Consider the following 17,552-nt stretch of genomic DNA (forward strand, 5'->3'; position numbering starts at 1 on the left):
CATGCACGTCCTCGGTATCAACGCACTCTTCCACGACCCCGCCGCCGCCCTGATCACCGACGGCACGATCGTGGCGGCGGCGGAGGAGGAACGGTTCTCGCGCCGCAAGCACGGCAAGCGGCCCGTCCCCTTCTCCGCCTGGGAACTCCCCGAACAGTCGGCCCGCTGGTGCCTGGAGCAGGGCGGCCTCACCCCGTCCGACCTGGACGCCGTCGCCTACTCCTACGACCCCGCACTCGCCCGCCCCGCCGAGCAGATGGGGCTGGCCGATCCCTGGGACCACCTGCGTCAGCAGTACGCCCGCGAGGCCCCCAACTTCCTCGCCGAGGCCCTGCCCGGACTCGACCCGGCCAAGGTGAGGTTCGTCCCGCACCACGTGGCCCACGCCGCCTCCGCCGGGCCCGTCTCGCCGTACCCGGACTGCGCAGTCCTCGTCCTGGACGGCCGTGGCGAGTGCGGCTCCCACCTGGCCGGCCGCTACACCAACCGCGAACTGACGGTCCTCGGCACCCAGCAACTGCCCGACTCCCTCGGCCTGTTCTACGAGGACCTCACCCAGCACCTCGGCTTCCTGCGCAGCAGCGACGAGTTCAAGGTGATGGCCCTCGCCTCCTACGGCACCCCGCGCTTCGCCGAGCGGCTGCGGGAGTACGTCCGGGCCGACGCGCAGGGCGGCTTCCGTGCCCGGCCCGTCCCCTGGGCCGACCTCGTCCCGCCCCGCCCGGCCGGCGGAACCTGGAGCCAGCACCACGCCGACCTCGCCGCCAGCGCCCAGCTGTGCCTGGAGGAGGCCATGCTCGCCCTCGCCCGCTGGCTGCGCGAACGCACCGGCGAGGACGCGCTCGCCATGGCCGGCGGTGTCGCCCTGAACTGCGTCGCCAACACCCGGCTGTGGCGCGAGAGCGGCTTCCGGCACGTGTGGGTGCAGCCCGCCGCCGGAGACGCCGGTACGGCCCTGGGCGCGGCCGCGCATGTCGCCGGCCAGAAGGACACCCTGGAGCCGATGCCGACCGCCGCGCTCGGCCGGGGGTGGGCCGACGACGAGCTGCGGGCGTGGCTGGAGCGGGCCGCCGTACCGTACGAGGAGCCCGCCGACATCGCCGAGACCGCCGCCGAGGCGCTGGCCGCCGACGGGATCGTGGCGTGGTTCCAGGGCCGCAGCGAGTACGGGCCGCGTGCCCTCGGCCACCGCTCACTGCTCGCCCACCCCGGCAGGGCGGACAACCTGGAACGGCTCAACGCGGTCAAGGGCCGCGAGGAGTTCCGGCCGGTCGCCCCCATGGTGCTCGCCGAGCGCGCCGCCGAGATCTTCGACGGGCCGCTGCCCAGCCCGCACATGCTGTTCGTGCACGATGTGGCCGCCGGCTGGAGGGACCGCATCCCGGCCGTCGTCCACGTCGACGGCACGGCCCGCATTCAGACCGTCGACCGTGCCCAAGAGCCCCTGGTCGCACGGATGATAGACGGGTTCGAGCGGCGCACCGGGCTGCCGGTGGTCGTCAACACCAGCCTGAACACCGCCGGCCGGCCCATGGTCGACGACCCGCGTGACGCCCTGGAGTGCTTCGGCTCCGCACCCGTGGACCTGCTGGTGCTCGGGCCGTTCGCCATCCGCCGGGGGAAGGCGTTCGCATGACCGGTGCGCCCGCCTACACCGTCGTCGTCCCGACGATCGGCCGCCCCTGCCTCGCCGAGTGCCTGCGCGCGCTCGCCGAGGCCGCGGGACAGCCGCCGCACGAGGTGATCGTGGTGGACGACCGGCCCGCGCCCGACGGCGAGTTGCCGCTGCGGGCGGCCGGGCCGCTGCTCGACCGGGTGCGGATCCTGCGCACCGGCGGCAAGGGCCCGGCCGCGGCCCGCAACGCCGGCTGGCGCACCGTCGAGACCCCCTGGACGGTCTTCCTCGACGACGACGTCCAGGTGCTGCCCGACTGGTCCCGGCTGCTCGCCGAGGACCTGCGGGAGGCCGACGAGCAGGTCGGCGGCATCCAGGGACAGCTGCGTGTCCCCCTGCCCCCGGACCGCCGGCCCACGGACTGGGAACGCAACACCAAGGGCCTGGAGAACGCCGCCTGGGCCACCGCCGACATGGCGTACCGCACCGACGCGCTGGCCCGGGTCGGCGGCTTCGACGAACGCTTCCGGCGTGCCTTCCGCGAGGACGCCGACCTCGCCCTGCGCGTCCAGCGGGCCGGCTGGTCGCTGATCCGCGGGAGGCGGATCACCCGGCACCCGGTCCGCCCGGCGCACTGGTGGGCCTCGCTGCCCGCGCAGCGCGGCAACGCCGACGACGCGCTGATGAACCGGCTGCACGGGCGCGACTGGTGGGACCGCGCGCGGGCGCCCCGCGGCCGGCTGCCCCGCCACCTGGCGGTGACCGGTGCCGCCCTCGCCACGGCCGCCTGCGCGCTGACCGGCCGCCGCAGGGCCGCCACCGCCTGCGCGGCGCTGTGGACGCTCGGCACCGCCGAGTTCGCCCTGGCCCGCATCCTGCCCGGCCCCCGTACGGCCCGCGAGACCGCCGGGATGCTCGGCACCAGCCTCCTCATACCGCCCCTCGCCGTACGGCACTGGCTGCGCGGAGTCGTTCGCCACCGGCACGCACGACCGCTGGGGGGTACCGGGTGAATCCTGTCTCCGCCATCCTGTTCGACCGCGACGGCACCCTCGTGGAGGACGTGCCCTACAACCCCGACCCCGACCGTGTCCGGCTCCGGCCCGGCGCCGCGGCCGCCGTCGCACTCGCACGCGCCCGCGGCCTCGCCACCGGTGTCGTCAGCAACCAGTCCGGCATCGGACGCGGTCTGCTCACCGAGGACGACGTACGCCGCGTCAACGAGCGCGTCGACACTTTGCTGGGCGGCCTGGACACCTGGGAGTTCTGCCCGCACACCCCGGACGCCGGCTGCGACTGCCGCAAGCCGCGACCGGGCCTGGTACTCGCGGCCGCGGCCCGGCTGGGGGTGGCGCCCGCCGAGTGCCTGGTGGTCGGCGACATCGCCGCCGACGTGCTGGCCGCGCGCGCGGCGGGCGCCCACGGGGTGCTCGTACCGAACGCGGCCACCGCACCCGCGGAGGTCGAGCGCTTCGCCGACCAGAGCGCCCCTGACCTGCTCACCGCAGTGCGCGCGGCGCTCACCGGCGCAGCGGGGACACGGTCGCCTTCGCCGGACACGCCGGGTCCTGGTGGGGTGCGGTCGTCGTCGCAGGGCGCGACGGGTTCGGCCGGGCGGCGGTCGCCGGGCGGGGAGGCGGCGCTGCCCGCCGGAGCACGGCCGTCTTCGCCGGACACGCGGGGTCCTGGCCGGACGGGGTCGCCTTCGCCGGACGCGATGGGCCCGGCCGGGCTGAGCCCGTCCGGGCAGGAGACGGCGGCCTGGGTCCGAGGCCGGCCGGCGGAGTGGGAGGCGGTGGTTCAGGGCCGGTCGTCTTCGCGTGACGCTGCGGCTCCGGCTCCCGAGGGGACTTGGCCGTCCGGCCAGGACGCTACGGCCTCGGCCCGAACCCGGCCGTCCGAACAGGACGTGGCGGTCCTCGGCCGAAGCTCGCCCTCCGAACGGGACGCTGCGGTCCTTGGCCGAACCCGGCCCTCCGAACGGGACCTGGCGGCCCGGGGCGGTGTGCGGACGGTCCAGTCGGGCGGGCCGTTCCCGGGGAGGAGGCGGTCGGCGTGAAGGCTCTCGTCGTGCGGCTCGACAGCTTCGGGGACGTGCTGCTCGCCGGGCCGGCCGTGCGTGCCGTCGCCGCGCACAGCGCGCACGTCACCGTGCTGTGCGGCCCGCGTGGCGCGGATGCGGCCCGACTGCTGCCCGGGGCCGACGAGGTGCTGGTGTGGGAGGCGCCCTGGGAGGGCTTCGACCCGCCCGAGGTGAGCCCGGAGGACGTCGAGGACCTCCTCGCCCGGCTGCGCGCGAAAGCCTTCGACGCCGCGCTCGTCCTCACCTCCTTCCACCAGAGCCCGCTGCCCACCGCACTGTTGCTGCGGCTGGCCGGCGTCGGCCGGATCGGCGCCGACAGCTTCGACCACCCCGGACGACTGCTCGACGTACGGCACCGGCGGCTGCCGGGCCGCCACGAGGCGGAGGCGGCGCTCGACACCGCCGCCGCGATGGGATTCCGGCTCCCGCCGGGCGACGAGGGACGGTTGCGCGTGCTCCCGCCACCGGACACCAGCGGCCTCACCGGCAACGGCCCGTACGTCGTCCTGCACCCCGGCGCCAGCACGCCCGCCCGCGCCTGGAACCCCCACCGGTGCGCGGAGGCGGTCGCCCTGCTCACCGACGCCGGGCACCGCGTGGTCGTCACCGGCGGCCCGCACGAGCGCGTGCTCACCCGGAGCGTGAGCGGGGACGTGGGCGTCGACCTCGGCGGGCGGACCTCCCCGCGCACCCTCGCGGGCGTGCTGCGCATGGCCGACGTCGTGGTCAGCGCCAACACCGGCCCCGCCCACCTCGCCGCCGCCGTCGGCACCCCGGTCGTGTCGCTGTTCGCGCCCGTCGTCCCGGCCGAGCGCTGGGCCCCGTACGGCGTCCCCACCATCCTGCTCGGCGACCAGTCGGCGCCGTGCGCCGACACCAGGGCGCTGATCTGCCCGGTGCCCGGACACCCCTGCCTGGACGAGGTCACCGGCCAGGACGTGGTGCGCGCGGTGCACAAGCTCATCCAGGAGCGGCACTCATGAACATCCTCGTCTGGCACGTGCACGGATCGTGGCTCACCGCCTTCGTGCAGGGCCCGCACACCTACCTGGTCCCGGTCACCGACGACCGCGGCCCCGACGGACTCGGCCGTGCCGTCACCTGGGACTGGCCCCAGGCCGTCGAGGAGTGCACCCCGAAGGAGCTGGGGGACCGCGACATCGACCTGATGGTGCTGCAACGGCCGCACGAACTCGACCTGGCCCCGCGCTGGACCGGCCGCCGTCCCGGCGTGGACGTGCCCGCCGTGTACGTCGAGCACAACAGCCCCGAGGAGACCCCGGAGCGCCAACCGCACCCGCTGGCCGGACAGTCGCAGATCCCGATCGTGCACGTCACCCACTTCAACCGGCTCATGTGGGACAACGGCAAGGCCCCCACCGAGGTCGTCGAACACGGCATCATCGACCCCGGCCACCGCTGGACCGGCACCGAGCGCCGCGCGGCCGTCGTGGTCAACGAGCCCGTGCGCAGGGGCCGTACCACCGGCACGGATCTACTGCCCCGCTTCGCCCGCTGCGCACCCCTGGACGTCTTCGGCATGCGCACCGAAGGGCTCGCCGAACACCTCGGCCTGCCCCCCGACCGCTGCCGCACCCGCGACCTGCCCCAGCACGCGCTGCACCGGGAGATGGCCCGCTGCCGGCTCTATCTGCACCCCGTGCGCTGGACCTCGCTCGGACTGTCCCTGCTGGAGGCGATGTTCCTGGGCATGCCGGTGGTCGCCCTCGGCACCACCGAGGTACGGGAAGCGGTACCCGACGGCGCCGGGGTGGTCTCGAACCGTCTCGACGTACTGGAGGACGCCGTACGGGCCTTCCTCGCCGACCCCGGGCTCGCCCGCCGCACCGGCGCGGCGGCCCGGGCCGCGGCCCAGGCCCGCTACGGAGAGCGGCGCTTCCTGGACGACTGGGAGCGCCTGATCAAGGAGGTCACCCGATGAGCCGCATTCCGCACACGGCCGGGCGCATCGCCATGGTCTCCGAGCACGCCAGCCCGCTGGCCGCGCTCGGCGGACCGGACGCCGGCGGCCAGAACGTGTACGTGGCGCAGGTAGCCCGGCAGCTCGCCAGAAAGGGATACCGGGTCACGGTGTACACCCGGCGGGACTCGGCGGGCCTGCCGGACCGGGTGACCCTGATCGACGGGGTGCAGGTGGTGCACGTGCCCGCCGGGCCGCCCGCCCCCGTCCCCAAGGACGAACTCCTTCCGCACATGGGCGAGTTCGGGGCGTTCCTGGCCCGGCAGTGGTCGCAGCGCCCGCCGGACGTGGTGCACTCCCACTTCTGGATGTCGGGCCTCGCCTCCCTCGCCGGAGCCCGGGACCTCGGCATACCGGTCGTGCAGACCTACCACGCGCTGGGCACGGTCAAGAAGCGCTACCAGGGCGCCGCCGACACCAGCCCGCCGCAGCGCCTCGCCATCGAGGAGGCCGTCGGCCACGAGTGCGCGCGGATCATCGCCACCTGCAGCGACGAGGTCGGCGAGCTGAAGGCCATGGGCCTGCCGGAGGACCGGATGAGCGTCGTACCGTGCGGCGTCGACCCCGACCAGTTCGCGCCCGCCGCCCGCCCCCGCCCGGCCGGTGCCCGCAGGCGGCTGCTGTCCGTCGGGCGGCTGGTGCCCCGCAAGGGCTTCGACCGCGCCATCCGCGCCCTGGCCGGCATCCCCGACGCCGAACTGCTCATCGCGGGCGGCCCCGAGGCCGATCTGCTCGGCGCCGAACCCGAGGCACAGCGCCTCTACGCCATCGCCGGCGAGTACGGCGTCAGCGACCGCGTCACCCTGCTCGGCGGGATCAGCCGGGCCCGGATGCCCCGGCTGATGGCCGGCGCGGACCTCGTGCTGTCGCTGCCCCGCTACGAGCCCTTCGGCATCGTCCCGCTGGAGGCCATGGCCTGCGCCACGCCGGTGGTCGCGACCGCGGTCGGCGGCCAGCTCGACACGGTCGTGGACGGCACCACGGGCGTGCTGGTGCCGGCCGACGACGACTACGACCTCGGCGCCGTCGTCCGTTCGCTCCTCGCCGACCCCGTCCGCCTCGCCCGGTACGGCGCCGCCGGCCGGCAGCGGGTGCTGGCCCACTACACCTGGGACCGCGTGGCCGACGGCGTGGCCGCGGTGTACGGCGCCGTGTCCTCGGCCCCCTCGCTCTCGGGAGTCGTCCGATGAAGACCGTCCACGACACCACGCACTGCGACGACCTCGCCAAGGCCCTGGACGCGTTCCGTGAGCACGGCTCCCTCATCGAGCGGTGGGGCGGCGAACTCGCCCGCCGCCTCGGCTCCGGGGCCCGGCTGCTCGTCGCCGGCAACGGCGGCAGCGCGGCGCAGGCCCAGCACCTGACCGCCGAACTCGTCGGCCGCTACCGCGACGACCGGCCGCCGTTCTCCGCCCTCGCCCTGCACGCCGACACCTCGTCCACGACCGCGATCGCCAACGACTACGGCGTCCAGGAGATCTTCGCCCGGCAGACCGCCGCCCACGGCCGCCCGGGAGACGTGCTCATGCTGCTGTCCACCAGCGGCGCGAGCGCCAACCTGCTGGCCGCCGCCGACTGCGCGCACCGGCTCGGCATGACGGTGTGGGCGCTGACCGGCCGGGCCCCCAACCCCCTCCAGCTCGGCGCGGACGACGCGCTGTGCGTGGACACGCCGGCCGCCGCCACCGTGCAGGAACTCCACCTGGTGGCCGTGCACATGCTCTGCGAGGCCTTCGACAGCGCGCTGGAGCGCGGGGAGGCCGGGCGCACCGGGTCCGGCGGCGCGGACGGCAGGCCGGGGGTCGTCGGCCGGCTCGTCGGCCGGGCCCGCACGGTCGGGCGGTCCGTGGACGGCACGCCCATGGCCCCCAGGAAGGGGCACGCATGAACAGCTCGCGCACCCCCCTGGTCGTCGTGGGCGACGCACTGCTCGACCACGACCTGTGCGGCCGGGCCGAGCGGCTGGCCCCGGACGCCCCCGTGCCGGTGGTGCACGGCACCCGGCGCAGCTCCCGCCCGGGCGGCGCGGCCCTCGCCGCCTGCCTCGCCGCCGCCGACGGCCGCCCGGTCACGCTCGTCACCGCGCTCGGCGACGACCCCGCCAGCGACACCCTGCGCGAGCTGCTGTCCGGCCGCGTCGACCTCGTCGAGGTGCCGCTGGACGGCACCCTGAGCAGCAAGACCCGGGTCATGGCCGGGGACCGGCCGCTGCTCCGCCTCGACGACGGCGAGGGACGCGCCCGCGCGGCGACGGGGGCCGCCGAGGCCGCCGTGACCGGAGCCGACGGCGTTCTGGTCGCCGACTACGGCCGGGGCACCGCCGACGTCCTGCGCGCGGCCCTGACCACCGCCGCCACCCGGACCCCCGTGGTCTGGGACCCCCATGTGCGCGGCCGGCCCCCGGTCCCCGGCGTCCGCCTGGCCACGCCGTCCGCGCAGGAGGCCCGCGCCTTCGCGCGCAGGCTGGACGACGCCGACGGGACGGGTGACGAGGCCGGACTGCGCACCGCCGCCCGGGACGCCCGCACCCTGGTCCGTGCCTGGCAGGCCCGGGCCGTCGCCGTGACCCTGGGCGAGCGCGGCGCGCTGCTCTCCCACGGCGAGACACCGCTGCTGGTACCGACCCCGGCCGCCGCGGCGGGCGACCCGTGCGGCGCGGGCGACCGGTTCGCCGCGGCGGCCGCCGGCCTGCTCGCCGACGGCGCGCTCACCGAGGCCGCCGTGCAGGCCGCCGTCCACGCCGCGACCCGCTACGTCGCCGAGGGCGGTGCCCGCGCGGTCGCCACCGCGGACCGGGCGGACGCTCCCGAGGCGGTCCCGCCCTCCGGGGACACCACGGCGGACGCCGTGCGCACGGCCACCCGGGTCCGGGCCGCGGGCGGCACCGTCGTCGCCGCGGGCGGCTGCTTCGACCTGCTGCACGCCGGGCACGTCGCCCTCCTCCAGGCAGCCCGCCGGGCCGGCGACTGCCTGATCGTCTGCATCAACTCCGACGACTCGGTGCGCCGCCGCAAGGGCACCGGCCGCCCCCTGGTCCCGGCCCCCGACCGGGTCCGGGTGCTACGGGCCCTGGAGTGCGTCGACGCGGTCGCCGTCTTCGACGAGGACACGCCCGAACGCATCCTCGGCGAACTCCGCCCGCACATCTGGGCCAAGGGCGGCGACTACGCCCGCACCGAACTCCCCGAACAGCCCCTCGTGGAGAGCTGGGGCGGCCAGGTCCTGCTGCTGCCCTACCTCGACGGCCGCTCCACCACCGCCCTGGCCCACCGAGCCGCCCAGTCCCCGGCCCCCACGGGAGGAACCCCCAGGTGATCCCCGGACACCCCGCACCCCGGCGAGTACCGCACGGCACGGCATGGCCTCTCGACAGCGCCCGACCGCCCCGCCCCGGCGCAGGCCTCCGCGCGCTGCTCGGCCGTCCCCGCGGCCTGGTCGGTACGGCGGGTGCCGTGGCTGTCCGGGCGCTGCTTGGCCGGCCGGGGCCGACGCCCGGCGTCCGCCGTACGTCGGTGGGCGGCCTGTTCGCGGTGCCTGGCCGTCCTGGGGGCCAGGTGTATGCCGTACGCCGGTGGGCGGGCTCGCTCTGCGCGGCTCCCCGCCCCGGCGCGGTCCGCACGGCGGTCCCGGCTGGGGGCGGTGCCCGGCCCGCCGGGGGCGGCCCTCGGCGGCCGCCGCACCGCGCTGGTCCGGGTCCGCGCACCGCACTGGTCCGGTCTACGCGCCGCCCGGCACCGGTCCGATGCCGGGCGCTCCCGCCCCGGTGCCGTGCGCCCCCGCCCGGCGCACTCCGCCATCCGGTACGCGTCGCCCGCCCGCGACGCGGTACTCGCCCGCCGTTCCGTCACGGCAGCCGCACCCTTCGGAGGAGTCACTCGGTGACCCGCACGCCCTCGTCCCACCCCCCGGTCGTCCTGGTGCTGCGCGCGCTCGGGCTCGGTGATCTGCTGGCCGGTGTGCCCGCCCTGCGCGGCATCCGGCGGGCCTTCCCCGGCCATCGCACCGTTCTCGCCGTGCCGCCGGGCCTCGCCGAACCGGCGCTCGCCACCGGGGCGGTCGACGCCGTCTTCCCGGCCGAGGCCCCGGGGCGGGCGGTGCCCTCCCTCGCGCACTGGACCGGCCCGCCGCCCGACGTGGCGATCGACCTGCACGGCAACGGCCCCGAGAGCCGCGACGCCCTCGCGGCGGTACACCCGCGCAGACTGCTCGCCCATGCCGGCCCGGACGGCCCGACGTGGCAGGCCCGGCTCCATGAACGGGACCGGTGGTGCGCCTTCCTGCACGCCTACGGCATCCCCGCCGACCCCCTGGACCTGCGGCTGCCCCGGCCCCGGACGCCGTCCCCGGCGCCGGGCGCGGTGGTCGTGCACCCCGGCGCGGCCTCCGGCGCCCGCCGCTGGCCGGGGGAGCGGTTCGCCGCCGTCGTACGGTGCCTGCGCGCGGCCGGACACCACGTCGTGCTCACCGGCGGACCCGGCGAGGACGCCCTCGTGCGTTCGGTCGCCGAGCGCAGCGGACAGCGGGCCCGTGACGTGCTCACCGGCGGCCTGCCGTACGCGGAGCTGTCCGCGCTGGTGGCCGAGGCGTCCCTGGTGCTCAGCGGCGACACCGGCCTGGCGCATCTCGCGGTCGCCCACGGCACCCGCTCCGTCACCCTCTTCGGCCCGGTGTCCCCCCACCTGTGGGGCCCGCCGCCGAGCCCGGCCCACCTGGCCCTGTGGAAGCCCGGCCCGCCCGGCGACCCGCACGGCCGCACCCCCGACGCCCGCCTGCTGCGCATCGGCTCCGGCGAGGTGGCCGCGGCCTGCCTGACGCTGCTCCGTCCGGCCGGCAGCGGCTCCCGGCAGGCCGGACCGGAGGTGGCGCGTGTCCACTGAGTCCGCCGCCGGCCGCACCCGCAGGCCCACCGCCGCGCCGGACCCGCGGATCACCGTCGCCGTCATCACCCGCGACCGGGCCGCCAGCCTGCTGCGTACGCTCGACGCGCTGGCCGAGCTGCCCGAGCGGCCCCCGGTCATCGTCGTCGACAACTCCCGTGACGACACCACCGGCAGGGCCGTGCGCGGCCACCCGGCCCTCACCCGCCTGCTGCGGCCCGCGGACAACACGGGCGCGCTCGGCCGCAACCTGGCCGTCCGGCACGCCCGCACCCCCTACGTCGCCTTCAGCGACGACGACTCCTGGTGGGAGCCGGGCAGCCTGCGCCGCGCCGCCGACCTCCTCGACCACCATGCCCGGCTCGGTCTGCTCGCCGCCCGCACCCTGGTCGGCGAAGAGGCCGTCGAGGACCCCCTCAACGCCGTCCTCGCCGCCTCGCCCCTGCCCCCGGAACCCGACCTGCCCGGCCGCCCGGTGCTCGGCTTCCTCGGCTGCGCCTGCGTGGTGCGCCGGGAGGCCTTCCTCGACGTCGGCGGCTTCCACCCGCTGCTCTTCTTCGGCGGCGAGGAGACCCTGCTCGCCTACGACCTGGCCGCCGAGGGCTGGGGCGTCGCCTACGAACCCACGCTGCGCGCCCGCCACCTCCCCGAGGACCGCGGCCGCACCGGCCGCGCCTTCCTCGTCCGCCGCAACCACGTGCTGACCACCTGTCTGCGCCGCCCCTGGCCCGTGGCCCTGCGGGCCGGCACCGACCTCGCCGTGGCCGCCGCGGCCGGCCGCCCCGGTGCGCGCCGCGCCCTGAAGGAGACCCTCGTACGCTTCCCGGCCGCCCTGGCCCGCCGCCGCACCCTGCCCCCGCACGTCGAACACGCCGCCCGCCTGCTCGACCGGCAGGCGGCCGTACGCCCGCAGGAAGACCCCGCGCGATGACCCCGGCCGCCCCCGACGACCGCACGACCGTCGTGGTGATCACCCACAACCGCCGCGAGGAACTGCTGCACACCCTCGCCCTGCTGCACCGGCTGCCCGAACGCCCCCGCGTGATCGTCACCGACAACGCCTCGACCGACGGCACCGCCGAAGCCGTCGCCCGCGACTTCCCCCAGGTGACGCTGCTGCGCCCGGGCCGCAACCTGGGCGCCATCGGCCGCAACCTCGCCGTCCGGCAGGTCCGCACGCCCTATGTCGCCTTCTGCGACGACGACACCTGGTGGGAGCCCGGCAGCCTGCGCCGCGCCGCCGACCTGCTCGACGCCCGGCCCGGGCTGGCGGCCGTCACCGCCCGGATCGTCGTGGAACCCGACGGCACCGAGGACCCCGTCGTACGCGAACTGCGCGAGTCCCCGCTGCCCGGACCCGACTGGCTGCCGGGCCCCGCCCTCGGCTCGTTCCTCGCCGCCGCCACCGTGCTGCGGACCGAGGCCTTCCGTGCGGGTGGCGGCTTCCACCCGGGGCTGTGGCTCGGCGGCGAGGAGGAACTGCTCGCCTGCGACCTGCTGCGGCAGGGATGGTGGCTCGCCTACGCCGAGGACCTCACCGTCCACCACCACGCCTCCCGGCTGCGCGACAGCACGGCCCGGCGCGTCCTCGGCCTGCGCAACACGCTGTGGTTCACCTGGCTGCGCCGCCCGCTGCTGCCGGCGCTGCGCCGCACCGGGCACCTGATGCGGACCGTGCCCCGGGACGCCGCCTCCGCGCGCGCCTTCGCCCACGCCACCGCCGGACTGCCCTGGGTGCTGCGCCAGCGCGACCCCGTACCGCCGGACCTGGAACGCCGGCTCGCGGCGCTGGAACGGGCCCGCCGGAATTCGCCCGCACGGCGGTATGTCGGCTGAACGGCGCCAGCGCGACACGCCCGGCCCGAGTCGTTGCGCCGGGCGCGGGGCGCAGGCACAGTGAACTCCCCGGTCAAGACGCGGCTGGCTGCTCTGATCCTTCCCCGCCCAGGAAGCGCGATCCCATGGATGACGGTCAGCGCCCCCGTGCCCGGTTCCGCCCCGGCGGCCCGGCCCCGCTGCTCCTGCAGACCGTGCACGAGCACCGCCCCGAACTCGGCGCGATCAGCCTCCTGAAGGCCCGGGGCACGGTCGACGCCGTCAACGCCGGGGAGTTCTCCGAGGCGCTGGCCGAGCACATCGCCCAGGCCGACCGAGCCGGCGAACACCCCGTGCTGGACATGACCGAGCTCTACCTCGCCTGCGCCGCCGCCGTGCGCGCCGTCGACCGGGCCACCGGCATCCTCGCCTTCTCCGGCCGCGCTCTGCCCGTCGTCCAGCCCCGGCCGCACGTACGCGAGGCGCTGCGCGCCGCGGGGCTGCCGGGCGTGCGGGCCCATGCCACGATGGCGTCCGCCCTGAACTCGCTGCGGGAACCCCTGGAGGCCGGGCCGCGCGCGAGCCCGCCGCCCGGCGGCACCGCATGGTGAGAACACCGGCCCCGGGCCTCCCGGCGCGGTGCATGGCGCGATCGCGGGCCGGACACCTGGCGTGCACAGTGGTCAGGAAGAGGCCCATCGTGTCTTCTGCGACGTCCTGATCCCGGTGATGCCATGAAACCCTCTTCCGACCCGCCCCCGGCCCCGCTCGTCATCGAGTCGTCCGTCGTGGAGGGACTGCCCGCCGAGGGAGCGCTGCTGCTGCGCATGTCCGGCAGCCTCGACGCCGCGGGAGCCGAGGCCTGGTCGGCGGAGCTGCGCGGCCACCTCGAAAAGGCGGACCGCGCGGGCCTGCGCCCCGTCCTCGACATGGCCCATGTGCAGCTCGGCGGCGCCGCCGTGCTGCACACGCTCAGTGAGACGACCCGGCAGCGCGCCGGACGCCCGGACCTGATCATCGTGCGCGCCCGGCCCGGAGTGCGCGAGGCGGTGCACCTGGCCCGCCTGAACGGCGTACGGCTCTACACCACCCTCGACGAGGCGCTGCGGGAGCTCGCCCGCGCCGCCTCCCGCGTGGAGGACCTGCCCGCCTGGCGCTCGCAGATGGCGGATCCGCTGCGGCCCAGCTACGAGGACCTGCGCAAGGAGGTGCGCGCGCTGCGCGCCCGGGTGCGCACCGCGCCGGTCATCGGCATGGCGCAGGGCGTGCTCATGGTCCGCTACGGCCTGCCCGACTCCGGCAGCGCCTTCCGGGTGCTGCGTGAGGCCTCGCAGCGGTTCAACGTGCCGCTGCGCGTCCTCGTCTCCGCGGTGGTGGTGGCCCGGCCCCCGGACGGCGAGGTGTGGTTCCCGGGCCGGCGCTCCCTGCCCGTGCCGCAGCTGCGGATCCTGGCCCGGGACGGCCGGGACCCCCGCTACCGCCGGCAGATGATCGACGCCGTACTGCACGAGGCGCTGGCCATCGGGCGGGCGCCGGCCGGGTATGTGCGCTTCGTCGACCCGGCCGCGAACACGCTGATGCTGGAGACCCACTACGGCTGTGCGGAGACGTTCGTCGACCACCTCGTGCGCGGCCGGGACGAGGGTACGGCCGACGCGGTGGCGCGACTGAGCGGACACCGGGTGAGCGTGCCCGACGTGGCCGCCGACGCGCTGCTCTCCGAGGAGTTCCGGCGCGTCCTGCTGACCACGGGCACCGGCGCCCTGCACGCCGTGCCCGTGCTGTCCTCAGCCGGCTCCTGCACCGGCGTGATCACCCTGCACTGGCCCGGCGCCGGGCACCGGCCGGCCGCCCCCCAGGCCGAGGCCCTCGCCCTGCTGGCCTCCGACACGGCGGCCTGGCTGAGCTGGTACCACCGCTCCGTACTCCTCGACGCCCTCGAACACCTCCACCGGGCGGCGAGCGGTTCCGCCCCCTCGCCCGCCGCGTCCGGCGCGGGTGACCCGCACGGCTCTGGGAACCCGGAGCGTGCACGCACCCCGCACCATTCGGAGGGAGTCCGGCGCATGTCCAATCCGCAGCAGCCCGAACAGCGGCGCAGTGACAAGGGAGGCGCCACCCCGCAGGACAGCGGCGAGCTGAAGGCCCGCCAGACGGCCGACCGGAAGGCGGGCCGCCCGCACGGCTCGGACAAGGGCGAGAAGGGCGGCGGCGAGGGCGGCGGCGTACCTCCGTCGCAGCGCCCCGACCACTCGTGACCGCCCGCATCCGCCGCCACCGGGCCCCGGCCGGCGCTGAGCGCCCGCCGGGGCCCCGGTCACGCGCTCGACCCCGCCCGCGAAGGCCGTCACCGGGCTCGCGCTCCAGACGCTAGGCTCCCCGGTATGCGGATCTCCGTCTCCTCCGACATGGACGAACCCGTGGCCCGTCTCCTGGTCGCCGAGTTGCGGCGCCGTGGCCATGAGGTGCGGGCGTACGGCGCGCTGCGGCCGGGCGCCGACGCGCAGTGGGCGGTCTGCTCGGAGGCGGCTGCCCGGGACGTCGCCGAGGGCGGGGCCGATCAGGCGGTGGTGTGCTGCTGGACCGGCACGGGCGCGTCCATCGCGGCCAACAAGGTGCCCGGCGCACGCGCGGCCCTGTGCACGGACGCCGTCACCGCGGACGGCGCGCGCCGCTGGAACGACGCCAACGTCCTCGCGCTGAGCCTGCGCCTGACCTCGGAACCGCTGCTGAAGGAGATCCTCGACGCCTGGTTCGCGGCGGAACCCAGCCAGGACCCCGAGGACCGGCGGAACATGGCCCGCGTCGGCCGCCTCGACGCCGCCCGGCACGGTTCCTAGGGGCGTACGGCGGTCCGGCGCGGGCCGGGATTCAGTGGGCGCCCAGCCCGCCGCCGCCGAACGAACCGCTGGAACCCTTGCTCCAGCGCGGACGATCCTTCGACGCGCTCGGTTTGGAGTCCATGTTGCTCAGCTCGTACGGGGTGAGCGGACGGCCGCCCTTGGGGATCTGGGGAACCTCCTGGGACTCCCTGTTCTCCCGCACTTCGCGCACCGGGCCGTCCGGCGGCAGCGTGGGCTGCTCCTCGGGGCGCGGCCGAGGAGACTCTCGGTACTTGACACGGGAGTTCATCCAGAAGCCGCCGGCGAGCAGCGCCAGGAGGCCCACGGCCACGATGAACAGGACGAGGCTCATCAGGCCGCTCGCTGCGGCCAGCTGCGTCGATGCGGTACTCATAGAAGAGGGATACCCCACCCAGAACCGGACGAACCGGACGCACTGCGTGACGGTACCGTACGTACGGCGATTCCGTGCCCACGGTGCACGGCGGCCGCGTGCCCGCCGCCGTGCGTGCGTCGTCACGGGCGCTCGTCCGCCCGTACGGTGGTTTGCCGTCCTGTGCCCCGGCTACCCGCATGATGTGACATCGCCCAGTTCGCAGCAGCTGTACCGGTTCCTGGAAGACCGCTTCGCGTGTGCACAGGCGTGCACCGAGTGCGCCAGGGCCTGTGCGGTGCGCGCGAGCCTGGTCGACCCGGACGGCACCGAGCGGCAGGAGCGGGTGCGCCGACTGGGCATCATGTGCGCGGAGGTCTGCGACTCCACGTGCCGCGTCCTGTGCGAGGAGGGGCGGCAGGACGAGGACGAGATCCGCGTCCGGCTGGAGTGGTGCCGCTCCGCCTGTCTGGAGTGCGCCCGCGCCTTCGACGACCAGCCCGGCGCCGAGTCGGCCTCGGCCACCTGCAGGGCATGCGCCGACGCCTGCTCGGAGTTCCTGCAGAGCCTCGTGTGACCTTCCCGCCCGAAGCCGGGAATTCCCCGCGACGCGTCATTCCCTATTTCTGGAACACGTTCTACGGTGTGCGCCGTCAGGACCGCCCTTGGGGAGCCTGGAGGCGCCGTGCATCTCGACCACACGCCCGAGCAGCAGCGACTGCGCGCCGAACTGCGCGCCTACTTCGCGGAGCTGGTTCCGGACCACGCCTACGCCCGGTACGCCAACCCGGCCGCCCAGAAGCGGTTCTACCGGGACACCATCCGCCGGCTCGGCACCGACGGCTGGCTCGGCGTCGGCTGGCCGAAGGAGTACGGCGGGCGCGGCATGACGGCGATGGAACAGTTCATCTTCTTCGACGAGGCCGCGCAGGCGGGCGTACCCCTGCCGTTGATGGCGCTGAACACGGTGGGCCCGACGCTCATGCGCTACGGCACCGAGGAGCAGAAGGCGTACTTCCTGCCGCGCATCCTCTCCGGCGAGATCGACTTCGCCATCGGCTACAGCGAACCGGACGCCGGCACCGACCTCGCCTCCCTGAAGACCAGGGCCGTCCGCGACGGCGACGAGTACGTCGTCAACGGGCAGAAGATCTGGACGACGAACGGCGACACCGCGGACTGGGTGTGGCTGGCCGTGCGCACCGACCCCGCCGCCCCGCCGCACAAGGGCATCACCATGCTGCTGGTGCCGACCTCCGACCCGGGCTACTCCTGCACGCTCATCACCACCCTCGCCTCCCACGACACCACCGCCAGCTACTACGAGAACGTCCGAGTCCCGCTCTCCCGCCGCGTCGGGGAGGAGAACCAGGGCTGGCGGCTGATCACCAACCAGCTCAACCACGAACGCGTCACCCTCGCCGCGCACGGCACCATGGCCGTCCGCGCCCTGCACGACGTCCAGCGCTGGGCGACGGAGACCAAACTCGCCGACGGCCGCCGCGTGGTGGATCTCGGCTGGGTGCGCCGGCTGCTCGCCCGCACCCACACCCGGCTCGACGCGCTGAAGCTCCTGAACTGGCAGATGGTCACCGCCGTCCAGGACGGCACGCTCACCCCCCAGGACGCCTCCGCCGTCAAGGTCTACGGCTCCGAGGCCCGCCGCGACGCCTACGCCTGGCTCATGGAGATCGTCGCGGCCGCGGGACCGCTGAAGGAGGGCTCGGCGGGCGCCGTCCTGCACGGCGAACTGGAGCGCGGCTACCGCTCGGCGGTCATCTTCACCTTCGGCGGCGGCAACAACGAGATCCAGCGCGAGATCATCTCCTGGATCGGCCTGGGGATGCCGAGGGTACGGCGCTAGCCTGCTTGTGACGAGGCTTTTTAGTTGGCACAAAAGCGGGATAGTTGGCACCGGTCTGAAGTCGCGGGCCAGTGGGTAGCGGGTCTGGCGCGCCGACTGTG

At 75.8% G+C, this 17,552-nt stretch carries 17 protein-coding genes; 16 read left to right on the top strand and 1 reads right to left on the bottom strand.

Features of this window, described 5'->3' with window-relative positions; translation table 11 throughout:
* The first annotated feature begins 1 nt into the window (after position 1).
* The 14 genes from ABT171_RS27075 (at position 2) to ABT171_RS27140 (ending at position 15,211) form a co-directional block, all read left to right on the top strand.
* Entirely contained in the window at positions 2-1,636 is a 1,635-nt protein-coding gene (locus ABT171_RS27075) for a carbamoyltransferase family protein (protein WP_351248150.1), read from the top strand.
* Complete coding sequence (locus ABT171_RS27080; RefSeq protein WP_351248152.1) at positions 1,633-2,628, top strand: glycosyltransferase family 2 protein; 996 nt, start codon at positions 1,633-1,635, stop codon at positions 2,626-2,628. Before ABT171_RS27075 ends, ABT171_RS27080 begins: the two co-directional genes overlap by 4 nt.
* Positions 2,625-3,674: an HAD-IIIA family hydrolase gene (locus ABT171_RS27085; RefSeq protein ID WP_351248154.1), complete on the top strand. Its 1,050-nt coding sequence runs from the start codon at positions 2,625-2,627 to the stop codon at positions 3,672-3,674. Before ABT171_RS27080 ends, ABT171_RS27085 begins: the two co-directional genes overlap by 4 nt.
* Entirely contained in the window at positions 3,671-4,681 is a 1,011-nt protein-coding gene (locus tag ABT171_RS27090) for a glycosyltransferase family 9 protein (RefSeq protein ID WP_351248156.1), read from the top strand. The genes ABT171_RS27085 and ABT171_RS27090 overlap by 4 nt, the downstream gene beginning before the upstream one ends.
* A complete protein-coding gene (locus ABT171_RS27095; protein ID WP_351248158.1) occupies positions 4,678-5,640 on the top strand; it encodes a glycosyltransferase in 963 nt (320 codons plus the stop codon). Before ABT171_RS27090 ends, ABT171_RS27095 begins: the two co-directional genes overlap by 4 nt.
* A complete protein-coding gene (locus ABT171_RS27100; protein ID WP_351248160.1) occupies positions 5,637-6,869 on the top strand; it encodes a glycosyltransferase in 1,233 nt (410 codons plus the stop codon). Before ABT171_RS27095 ends, ABT171_RS27100 begins: the two co-directional genes overlap by 4 nt.
* Positions 6,866-7,567 carry a D-sedoheptulose-7-phosphate isomerase gene (locus ABT171_RS27105; RefSeq protein WP_351248162.1) on the top strand — a complete coding sequence of 234 codons (702 nt, stop codon included), beginning with the start codon at positions 6,866-6,868 and terminating at the stop codon, positions 7,565-7,567. Before ABT171_RS27100 ends, ABT171_RS27105 begins: the two co-directional genes overlap by 4 nt.
* Complete coding sequence (locus tag ABT171_RS27110; protein WP_351248164.1) at positions 7,564-8,994, top strand: PfkB family carbohydrate kinase; 1,431 nt, start codon at positions 7,564-7,566, stop codon at positions 8,992-8,994. Before ABT171_RS27105 ends, ABT171_RS27110 begins: the two co-directional genes overlap by 4 nt.
* Positions 8,995-9,557: 563 nt before the next feature.
* Positions 9,558-10,556, top strand: a complete 999-nt coding sequence (locus tag ABT171_RS27115) for a glycosyltransferase family 9 protein (RefSeq protein WP_351248166.1) — start codon at positions 9,558-9,560, stop codon at positions 10,554-10,556.
* A complete protein-coding gene (locus tag ABT171_RS27120; protein WP_351248168.1) occupies positions 10,546-11,487 on the top strand; it encodes a glycosyltransferase family 2 protein in 942 nt (313 codons plus the stop codon). The genes ABT171_RS27115 and ABT171_RS27120 overlap by 11 nt, the downstream gene beginning before the upstream one ends.
* Entirely contained in the window at positions 11,484-12,392 is a 909-nt protein-coding gene (locus tag ABT171_RS27125; protein ID WP_351248170.1) for a glycosyltransferase family 2 protein, read from the top strand. Before ABT171_RS27120 ends, ABT171_RS27125 begins: the two co-directional genes overlap by 4 nt.
* Positions 12,393-12,517: 125 nt before the next feature.
* Positions 12,518-12,982 carry an STAS domain-containing protein gene (locus ABT171_RS27130; protein WP_351248172.1) on the top strand — a complete coding sequence of 155 codons (465 nt, stop codon included), beginning with the start codon at positions 12,518-12,520 and terminating at the stop codon, positions 12,980-12,982.
* A gap of 123 nt (positions 12,983-13,105) precedes the next feature.
* The gene (locus tag ABT171_RS27135; RefSeq protein WP_351248174.1) at positions 13,106-14,629 is read left to right on the top strand and encodes an ANTAR domain-containing protein; all 1,524 of its coding nucleotides are present in this window, start codon (positions 13,106-13,108) and stop codon (positions 14,627-14,629) included.
* 126 nt (positions 14,630-14,755) lie between these two features.
* Entirely contained in the window at positions 14,756-15,211 is a 456-nt protein-coding gene (locus tag ABT171_RS27140; RefSeq protein WP_351248176.1) for an RpiB/LacA/LacB family sugar-phosphate isomerase, read from the top strand.
* A gap of 31 nt (positions 15,212-15,242) precedes the next feature.
* Here ABT171_RS27140 and ABT171_RS27145 read toward each other — a convergent pair whose 3' ends face one another.
* The gene (locus ABT171_RS27145; protein WP_351248178.1) at positions 15,243-15,608 is read right to left on the bottom strand and encodes a DUF6479 family protein; all 366 of its coding nucleotides are present in this window, start codon (positions 15,606-15,608) and stop codon (positions 15,243-15,245) included.
* 184 nt (positions 15,609-15,792) lie between these two features.
* Here ABT171_RS27145 and ABT171_RS27150 point away from each other — a divergent pair, with 184 nt between their 5' ends.
* Both ABT171_RS27150 and ABT171_RS27155 read left to right on the top strand, forming a co-directional pair.
* A complete protein-coding gene (locus tag ABT171_RS27150; protein ID WP_351248180.1) occupies positions 15,793-16,164 on the top strand; it encodes a four-helix bundle copper-binding protein in 372 nt (123 codons plus the stop codon).
* A gap of 108 nt (positions 16,165-16,272) precedes the next feature.
* Positions 16,273-17,451: an acyl-CoA dehydrogenase family protein gene (locus ABT171_RS27155; protein WP_351248182.1), complete on the top strand. Its 1,179-nt coding sequence runs from the start codon at positions 16,273-16,275 to the stop codon at positions 17,449-17,451.
* Positions 17,452-17,552 lie beyond the last annotated feature (101 nt).

The organism is Streptomyces sp. NPDC001851 (assembly GCF_040297165.1).
Classification (GTDB): Bacteria; Actinomycetota; Actinomycetes; order Streptomycetales; family Streptomycetaceae; genus Streptomyces.